The 9232-nt window shown below is 52.2% G+C and carries 10 protein-coding genes; 6 read left to right on the forward strand and 4 right to left on the reverse strand.

What is annotated here, in order from left to right:
* The 6 genes from ACPGUT_RS15145 to ACPGUT_RS15170 all read left to right on the forward strand — a co-directional run.
* On the forward strand, positions 1-527 hold a 527-nt coding region (locus ACPGUT_RS15145), incomplete at its 5' end, for a hypothetical protein (protein ID WP_423992797.1).
* Positions 524-1873, forward strand: a complete 1350-nt coding sequence (locus ACPGUT_RS15150) for a DUF4942 domain-containing protein (RefSeq protein ID WP_423992799.1) — start codon at positions 524-526, stop codon at positions 1871-1873. The genes ACPGUT_RS15145 and ACPGUT_RS15150, both read left to right, overlap by 4 nt.
* 1400 nt (positions 1874-3273) lie before the next feature.
* On the forward strand, positions 3274-3627 hold the full coding sequence (locus ACPGUT_RS15155) for a hypothetical protein (protein WP_423992801.1): 354 nt from the start codon (positions 3274-3276) through the stop codon (positions 3625-3627).
* Positions 3628-3937: 310 nt separating this feature from the next.
* Positions 3938-4342, forward strand: a complete 405-nt coding sequence (locus ACPGUT_RS15160) for a hypothetical protein (RefSeq protein ID WP_423992803.1) — start codon at positions 3938-3940, stop codon at positions 4340-4342.
* 566 nt (positions 4343-4908) lie between these two features.
* Positions 4909-5823, forward strand: coding sequence for an ArdC family protein (locus tag ACPGUT_RS15165; protein ID WP_423992805.1), 915 nt, complete (start codon positions 4909-4911; stop codon positions 5821-5823).
* Positions 5820-6152, forward strand: coding sequence for a hypothetical protein (locus tag ACPGUT_RS15170; RefSeq protein ID WP_423992807.1), 333 nt, complete (start codon positions 5820-5822; stop codon positions 6150-6152). The genes ACPGUT_RS15165 and ACPGUT_RS15170 overlap by 4 nt, the downstream gene beginning before the upstream one ends.
* 150 nt (positions 6153-6302) lie before the next feature.
* Here ACPGUT_RS15170 and tnpC read toward each other — a convergent pair whose 3' ends face one another.
* From tnpC to ACPGUT_RS15190, 4 genes are all read right to left on the reverse strand, one after another.
* On the reverse strand, positions 6303-7895 hold the full coding sequence (gene tnpC, locus ACPGUT_RS15175; RefSeq protein ID WP_423992809.1) for an IS66 family transposase: 1593 nt from the start codon (positions 7893-7895) through the stop codon (positions 6303-6305).
* 67 nt (positions 7896-7962) lie between these two features.
* Entirely contained in the window at positions 7963-8310 is a 348-nt protein-coding gene (tnpB, locus tag ACPGUT_RS15180) for an IS66 family insertion sequence element accessory protein TnpB (protein WP_423992811.1), read from the reverse strand.
* Positions 8307-8645 carry a transposase gene (locus ACPGUT_RS15185; RefSeq protein ID WP_423992813.1) on the reverse strand — a complete coding sequence of 113 codons (339 nt, stop codon included), beginning with the start codon at positions 8643-8645 and terminating at the stop codon, positions 8307-8309. Before ACPGUT_RS15185 ends, tnpB begins: the two co-directional genes overlap by 4 nt.
* 165 nt (positions 8646-8810) lie before the next feature.
* The coding region (locus tag ACPGUT_RS15190) for a hypothetical protein (RefSeq protein WP_423992815.1) at positions 8811-9232 on the reverse strand (422 nt) is incomplete at its 5' end.

Raw genomic sequence — 9232 nt, forward strand, 5'->3', positions numbered from 1 at the left:
GCTATCAACTGGATGAATTTCATCCTGAGAACGGCGAAACCCATTACCGGGGGCCATTCTCACACAGCAGCGAAAAAGGCTGTCTGATTGCGATTTACAAATACCTGGTTGCGTTGAATGTTGTTGATACCCCACAGGACAACAGCCATCTGGATGAAAAAGACACAGAAATTGTTGCGAACCTCACAGAGGAATGGATTGCGCGGTCGAACGGGAAGCCGCGTATCGGTGACTTTGTCCAATACGCAGATGGTTCATTTAAGCGGTGCTGTAACGACACGGGCACAGGTCAGCAGGTCACAAAAGCCCTGGAGCATAGCTATCATGCAATTCGCTTCGGTGGTGTCTTATATTCAGGGGGACTTGAAAGCGATATTCCATGGGCGCAGCTTGTGGAGCAGAAAGGCAAGCGCCTTCCGGGCCGCTTCTGGTTTTTCCATCACAATCAAAGCGGGGGCGGGCGTGGTGTAGACTTCTTCATGCCCTGCCGCGTGTTTTCTGTTGTTGAAGCGGAGGCAGGGCAATGAACCAGCATTCTGATTTCCCCCGCATTGGCAAATCCGATCACTCAGAACACCAGGTTCCGGCATTGCGTCGGAGTCTGCGGGAAATTGTCGAAGAATATAACCAAAAACTGGAAGGTATCCCGGCAGCGATTGAGGAGTACAAACGGGCAGAAACATCGATCAAATCCGCCGGGTCAATCGGTGGTAAATATGGCGGGTGTGTGTTCTCTACAGAGCCACGTTTATATGAGCGTGATGTGATTGCGGCATTGCTGAAAGCAGCATGGAAACACGTCTATGATGGATTGAACATTAAGGCGGTTGCGTCAGCGAAAGACAGGTCAAATCTCAGCCTCAAACTTGAAAACCCGGATCCGTTCACAATTGAAAACATCCGGGCGCTATTTGGTGATTTCCTGCTGTCCCCACGTTTCCATGTCCTGAAGGGCCTGGCTGAATGTTTTTGCGATCTGGACCCGGCCTATAAAAGCCATTCCAAGGTTAAGATTGGTGTGCAGGGTTTGCCGAAGCGCATCATCGTAACGTCAGCATTCGGATGGAGCGCACGGGGTAAGGAACGTGTCAGAGACACATTAAACGCCTTGCGCACATATCGCGGCGAAGCCCGTTATGAATATGGGGAGTTCGCAGATCTGATGGAGGAGGCGGAAAAATATGGAGAAGCAAAATTCTGCGGTGGGGTTATTCGTGGGTTTTTGAATGGCAACGCGCATTTGATCTTCGACAAGCAGGGCTTGCTGGACATTAACCGGGGGCTGGCTGAATTTTATGGTGAAGTATTGCCCGACGCCCCCAGTGAGGCAGAAGCTAAAAAGCCAGGAACTGAAGTTGCAGCCGATCTTGCATATTACCCCACACCCAAAAAGGTGATTGATAAGGTCGTTACTGCGCTCGAGCTGCATGGTGGTGAATGTATTCTGGAACCTTCCTGCGGTGACGGCCAGATGATGGATGCCCTTGCGATCTGGCATAAGTCCAAAGATCGTTATGGCTTCCCAGATCAATTGAATGTCACGGGTGTTGAATGCCATGCCGGTAGAGCAACAGAAGCGCGTTCCAAAGGTCATCACGTCATGGTGGCAAATTTCCTTGAGGTGGCCCCAGATGCACGTTTTGACGCAATACTGATGAACCCGCCTTTCTGTGGTCAGCACTACAAAAAACACCTCGATCACGCCGTAGAATTTTTAAAGCCGGGCGGGCGTCTTGTGTGCATTTTGCCAGCAACAGCGCATTACGATCACGGAAACACCATAGGCAGATGGACGGATTTACCCGTTGGCAGCTTTGCCAGCAGCGGAACCAATATTCCGACCGGGTATTGCACATTCAGGAAGCCGGGATGATGGGACAAGTAGAAATGTTCCCCCTCGATCACAAACATATACCCGGCGCGATCTGGTGGGCCGGGAGTTGGGAGTGCCGGAACTTTGAAGGATACTTTCAGAGCCGGGAAGGGGGCGTAGGGCCATGGTGTTTTCAGGTGGTGTGGTTCGGAAATGATGACATATCTTGCGATATATACGCAGTTGGCCACGATGGTGAACTGGTCCTGGAAACAGTGCCAATAGACTATGAAGCGCGTATCACGGTTTGCGGTCGAAAGTATTGCCGTCGCTACTGGTGCCATTGATACAAGCCAAACCCAGATTGCAGCCCTATAGAATGGGGCTGTAATTGCTGATTTATATGGTGTCTGATCCCATCCCGACTACGCCGAAATGAAATCAGACTGGCGCTATTCGCTATGAAGCCCTGAAGGGCGTTGCTTTAGTGACGCTTGTTCGTATCAATCCAGCGGCTCATAAGCTGACGACTCTTAAAGCATTCTCTGGGAACGCGCGTCTTCTTTATTGTGGCAATGCGTTCTGCAAAGGCTACCTGCTTCGACGTAGGTTCATCAGATGCAACAGTGCCTGCGACTGGTTTGTTCAGGTTCTGATCAATCCACCGTGATAGGTCAGCACGTGATTGCTGGACATCCCAAGGCAATACTAAGGCGCGGGACGTAGCTATCTTTCGCGCGAATGCCATTTGTTTTGCAGTTGGTAACAGATGTACCGGATCAGGCCCGCCATAGGGTGCGGTGCGATGTTCCGGATGTGACTGAGCGGCAGCTTCCATAGTCATTCTCCAGATTTGATGTGGAACAAATGTAGAACAATAAGCGCCCGAAATCAAGGTCGCCTTTAAATTGGAACCGCTCAACAGTATGGATTGTAGAACCCGCATGGCGGGTTCTGCACGAAGCACCGACCAGCATAGCTGATCGGAAGGCCCGCCAGCCGATGCTGACGGGCATGAAAGGCGGACGGTGAATGGCACATTCCGGTGTCGTGAGTTCCGGGCTGTTGGAAGAACGCGCCTCTGGCCCGTGGCGCAGACACGCCGCGTTGCGTATGAGACCCACCGCCGAGGCCGCGCGAATACGGATGCTAAGGTGACGCGATCCGGGATTGCACTTTGTCAGCCTGAAGGATCAGGCTTCCTCCGCTTCATCCCGTCTCCCATCACCTTAGCATCCGGTCGCTCGTCTCCGGCGGCTGACCGTAAATGCTCTGCTGATATTTGGAATGATATCCTCCGGATTGGCTCCAAAACAAAACCGCCTCAAGGATCGAAATAATTTCCTGCGTAAATTATTTCGCCCAGCAAGCTGGTGCCTTCGGCATCCCTGACCCGGCTTCGTTTTTAAGCGGGGTGCTCGGACATCAACCAAAATCAGCATGTCACGAAAGGAAATGCCATGAACACGATCAACACTCAGGCCATTGAGACAACACAAATACTGCACACAGGTCAGCAGGAATACTGGGATCTGGTGAAAGAACGTACCCGGATGCGCAATGCAGTCAGCGCCTTCAAACGCCTCAGTGGAAACCTGAAGGTTAGCCAGATCTACGAAGTATACGTTTGTGACCTGAATGAACTGATATATGATGCCGCACACGAAGTCGGAATTACTGACAACGATGAGTTCTTCAGGTTCAAACTGAAATGCGCAGAAATCGCCAAAATGCCGGAGCTGAACAAGCCTTACTGTATCCTGTGGGAAGAACGGACGGAGGCTATTGATGAGGCCGTCAGTGCGATGAGTTGAAACTCACAGTGGCTACCCTCAGGGGTAGCCACTTATCGTTTGCTTTGAATAGCGCCAACCCCTGCGGGGCTGGCATTATATGCCCCGGTGCCGGGCGGGGTGATCCTACACGTCACGGCAAAGACAGACGGCTTTCACCGCACATCAGAATGCAGATCGACCTGCGCAGGATCATCATCCCCCTGGCTGGGTTCAGGGTTGCATCAGAACTTCAATGTCGGTGCTTGAGACGGATCTTTACGGCCACCTTTGATCTTTCCAGATAGTTCAGCGCTAATGTGGAAGCGGGTTTTTCCACCGGCATACAGTTATGTCAGCGCAGATCTGGTCAGTTCTTTCTCCCTTGTTTTGGAAGATGCAATCTACGGCAGGTCGCCCACCGGGACCGCCGCTGCGCGGCTTCAATGACAAATTTCCCCTGTCCCCTGCGGGGCCATTCCTCGCGAAAGACAAATTTATCTTTGACCCGGTGTTCGCCCTGCCTCAGCCGATAGCATCAAAACAAAGGAGAAAGAACATGACCAAATACTTCAACGCAGTCACACCAGTCGAAGGCACCGATGGAAAAACCCGCTTCCACAAAGTAGGCGTCGCATTCCCCGGAAAAGATGACTCAAAGGTGGTCACAAAGATCCAGCTCTTCTCGATGCCAGTGAACGGTGAGATTATCCTCTTTGAACCCAGCCAGGGAGATGACGATCCCGTTACAGAGTAACCAATCAGAAATTCCCGGAAGGGCAGGCGGTGAAAGCCGTCTGTCTTTTTGCTCTGTTCCGGATCACCCCGCCCGGCAGAACGCCCCGTTGGGTCGTGGCCCGGCAGTTTCCCACAGGCAGCCGCTTCGATGTATGGTGTCTTCGCTTTTGTGCCTGCAAGCCCTTCGGTCGCCCTCGTAAACTCGATCTACCCTCAGGATGGAAAACTGCCGGGCCGGATGGGCGAGGGGTATTTGTGATTACATTGATGATCGATATGGGCGGGTGGTCAGGACGTTCGGGGGATTTGGCAGAGCCAAACGCCCGCTCACGAAGCCCCTTGCAGGGCTATATAAGGGCCTGTTCCGGCCCTCTTTTCCGATAAAAACAGACGGGCTTTCGCGGCATATCCTCACAAAACTGCGTTTTGATCCGGTATTCCACGGTCCCGTCGGTTTTTCCCTCCAAATTCACCGACCCCTTCTTTCATCGCATTCAGGTTTTCAGGAGGCGGGCTGAAGCCCTTCCCTCAAAACCAGTTCCATTTACCCCCACCGCAGACGTGGGACACCCGGAGGAAAGCAAAATGGCGAAAGTTAAATTCGATGTTTACGAAGAAGTAACCGCGCAGATCATTGCAGCACTGGAAAAAGGCGTGAAGCCGTGGGAATGCCCATGGGTTTCTGGCGTGGCGGGCGTTCCGACCCGTTCAAACGGCGAAGCTTATCGGGGTATCAATAACTTGTTGCTTGGCCTGAAAGCGTCTGTAAGTGGCTTTCGTAATCCTGTTTGGATGACGTTTAAGCAGGCGAAAGACCTTGGCGGCATGGTGCGCAAAGGTGAAAAGTCTTCCCTGGTGGTTAAGTATGGTACTTATGAAACCGCGAACGACGCAGCGGAAAGCGAAGACAGCAAAAAGAAAACACGCGGCTACCTGAAGTCATACCGGGTTTTTAATGTTGAACAGATTGACGGCCTGGGTGATCAGTTCTCAACGCCGGAGGAAACCGAAACATTCAGAACCCGGCCCGTGGAAGAGCTATCACACATTGCGGCCAACATGATTGAGGGCATGGGCGTTGCATATGCGGAAGGCGGTTATAAAGCATTCTACAGCCCGAAGTTTGATCAGGTGCAAATGCCAAAGATTGAGCACTTTCAAAGCGCTGAGCGATTTTATTCAACGCTTTATCATGAATTGTGCCACGCGACAGGCCACGTAAAAAGATGCGATCGGAGCAAGGAAAAGGCCGGTTCAAAGTTCGGAAATGCAGCCTACTCGCAGGAAGAATTATGTGCCGAAATTGGTGCAGCATTTTTGGGCGCACAGCTTGGCTTTGAGCCGGGACACATCGAGGACAGCGCGGCTTATATTGCTTCCTGGCTGGAAGTTCTCAGGAACGATAAGCGGGCGATTGTCCGGGCGGCAGCGGCAGGCCAGCGCGCAGCAGATTATTTGATGGAAGCTGCTACAGCCGGGGAAAAGGAGGCAGCGGCATGAGCGAATTTTCTTATGTATGCGCGAAGACAGATCAGCATAAATTCCAGCCGGGTGACTACGTGATCTATACAAACGATTTTGGGCTATGCTGGGGTGTGAAAGTGATTTTGCACTGTGCTTTGATGCCAAAAACGCGAGATGACGAGGGGCCGCAAGCCCCCCGTTACCACTATGAGGGCACAGACACCCCCTGGTTTCCGGTGTACGAAAAGAACCTTCAGCCCGCGACACCTGAAGATCTGGCGCATCATCACAAGCGTGACGACGACTATTTTCAGCGGAAATATGGGTTCGCGCCAACAATCGAACAACTTGCAGGGTGTTATTGATGTCAGACGCAGAGAAAGAGTTACGCAGCATCTGGACTGAACGGGGTGTTTCAGAGCAAAGGCAGAACGAGATCCTGCAAGAAATCAGAATGAAAGCACAGCCAGGGGCGCAGGTAGGGCCTTTTAAAGGTAAACACCAACGCTACCACCTCAAGCGGGTGCAGCTTGCGCCTTATCTTGCTCGATCTTGGCCTGATACGCCCATGGAAGCAACTCCTCCATACGGGTGGCAGGGTGATCTTGAATGCGTTCCAACACCCATGCAAGCCATGCTTCCGGATTAACTCCGTTCATCTTGGCCGTTTCAATCAGGGAATAGGCGACAGCCGCAGCATCACCACCAGCCTCCGATCCCATGAATAGATAATTTTTACGGCCCAATGTCACAGGCCGAACCGCCCGCTCCGCTGTGTTGTTATCAAGCTCCAAAAAGCCATGCTCCAGATAGGGCCGTGCCTTTGGCAGACGTTTAAGCGCATATCGAATAGCCTTGGCCATTGGCGACTTACCGGAAACCCGACCCAATCGCTCTCTCAGCCAGACTTCCAACTCATCAAACACAGGCTTGGCGAATTCTTGACGTAACGCGACCCGTTCTTCTGGTGTTTTGTGTCGGGCCAGACCCTCAATCCGATACAGCTCTTTGATCCGTGTTACAGCCTCAGCTGCCATGGGCAGCTTGTAGCTGTCAAAGACCTTCACAAACTCACGCCTGACGTGAACCATGCAGGCCATCTCTTTAATGCGCCCTGTGCTATAGGCATCATTATATCCAGCATAGGCGTCCGCATGGGCAAAGCATTTGCGGTCCTTAAGATGTTTGCTTGGATGTTCTGCACCACGAGATATCGAGAATTGATACCAAACGGCGGGTGGTTCTGAACTTCCCCATGGCTCTTCATCTCTGGCGTAGACCCAAAGGCGTGCGGTCTTGGGTTTGTTTTGGCCGCGTCCCTTGCCCTTCTGTAGTAGCTTGACCGTAGTATCGTCCATGAAGATCGCTTTGCCTGCGAACACATGGTCACGAATTGCGTTAGAAAGGCGTTCCAGCAGCGGACAACACTTTCCAACCCATTGGGACAGAAGTGAGGCGCTGAGCTCGATGCCTTGATTGGCGAACATCTGGCTTTGGCGATAAAGCGGCAGATGATATCCGTATTTGCTGACAAGGATATGTGCCATCAGAGCTGGGCCAACAAAGCACTTGGGTATAACGCGTGACGGCATCTCGGCCTGCACGACTTGTTCACAACATGTGCATGCCATGCGTGGTCGGATTATGTCTTTGACGACGTAATGACCCGGCACATATTCAAGCTCTTCCGTTACATCGGCACCCAGTTCACGGAACGCACCACCACAATCGGCGCACTGTTCACCAGGCGTGATCCGTTGCTCTGTTCGCTTGAGGTCTTTAGGAAAAGGCTTGCGCGTCCGTGGTGTGCGTGGAGGTTTAACAACCTCATCTTCTGAATTGCTATCGCCATCCTCTGCGGCACGCTTGATCTCTAATTCTTCGAGAATGAGTTCCAGAGAAAGCTGATCGGCCGTTTCGGACTTTGAACCAAAGCGGTGTTTTTTGTGACCATCAATCTGCATGCGCAGGTCGTCGATGATTGTGTCGCGGCCCTGGATTCCTGCTTCAAGCTGCTTTCGCTCTTTATCAAAACTCGCAGTCAGCGAGGCAATATATGCATGCGCTTCAGCGGGTAGATCAGCAAGATTTGAGGGTATGTCTGTCATGCCATTGCATAGCAAATCAACGCCACAAATGAAACCTCAAAATCGTTATATTCCTCGTAAAACATGACTATCCTGCTACTGTAGGTCGCCATGTTTTCTTGGTGATACGCCAATCAATTCCCTCCATGAGCATTGAGAACTCAGCCCGTGATAAATTGATTTTTCCATCGCTCGATGATGGCCACACGAACCGCCCTCGTTCTAACCGCTTGGTGAAGAGGCATGCGCCTTGGCCGTCCCACCAAATAACTTTGATTTGATCACCACGGCGACCTCTAAACAAAAACAGATGACCGCAATAGGGATCTTCCTTCAGGACTTGTTCCGTTTGCGCGGCCAGGCCATTAAATCCACGCCGCATGTCCGTCACGCCCGCAGCCAGCCAGATCTTAGTCTCCGCGAGAAACGGGATCATCTGGCCAAGCCCCGTGCCAGCTCAAGAATGAACGCAGTATTTGTACAGCCATTGAATGACAGGGCGCGGCCATTCTCCAATGTGATGTTAATGCTGTCGGTTAGCGTGATTGCTGGCGCAGCATCGGAAATAGCGATTCCTGTGAAACCTTCAGCTGTAGACGAGGATGGTGCGTAGCGATCATCGCCACGCCATTTGTATATCTGACTGCTTGGGACACCGTGGCGCTTTGCGACCTGCGGAACCGTCACACCAGCCAAAAGGCTCTCGGCGACAAGTCGGCGTCGGAAGTCGTCGCTGTGTTTTGGTGATTCCTTGCCGAGCCTTTTGTTCATGCCGCGTTCCTTCACTACACTGACATTGTGTCAGCTCACGGGCATATGTCGCAGGTCAGATCACGGAACGGTAGAGGGCCTTCCCTTGGTGCTTACTTTTAAAGTCAGTGACGGCGGGAATACATCCACAAAATAATGAAGCCGCTCCCAGTCAGTTGGGGGCGGTTAAATAATCAACGGAAATTGTCCGGACAGATCACGACTGCGCCGCAATCCGCCCGGACCGGCGCTATTCGCGCGGAAGCGCCCCATGGGTGCGCCGCTCTCGACATGGCTGTTCCTGATTGCCATATACGATTTGCCGGATTTCTGATGGGGGCTGATATGGTGCATTCGCTGGAAAAAATTGACGGGGTTCGCATCGAAACTCTGAAACACCGGGGCCTTGAGGTCACATGCTCCTGTAAAAACGTATCGCGCGTTCCCGGCGCACAGCTTCTTGTCCTGCTGGATGGAACGACACGGATTAAGGATGTGATCCCACTGATGCACTGTGTCCAATGCGGAAAACGGGACGTTCAATCCTACAGTATTGTTGACTGAACTACCTTGAAAGACGCTCGCGGGCCAGTTCCGCAAAGAATGCT

This window comes from Halocynthiibacter sp. (assembly GCF_049608145.1).
Classification (GTDB): domain Bacteria; phylum Pseudomonadota; class Alphaproteobacteria; order Rhodobacterales; family Rhodobacteraceae; genus Halocynthiibacter.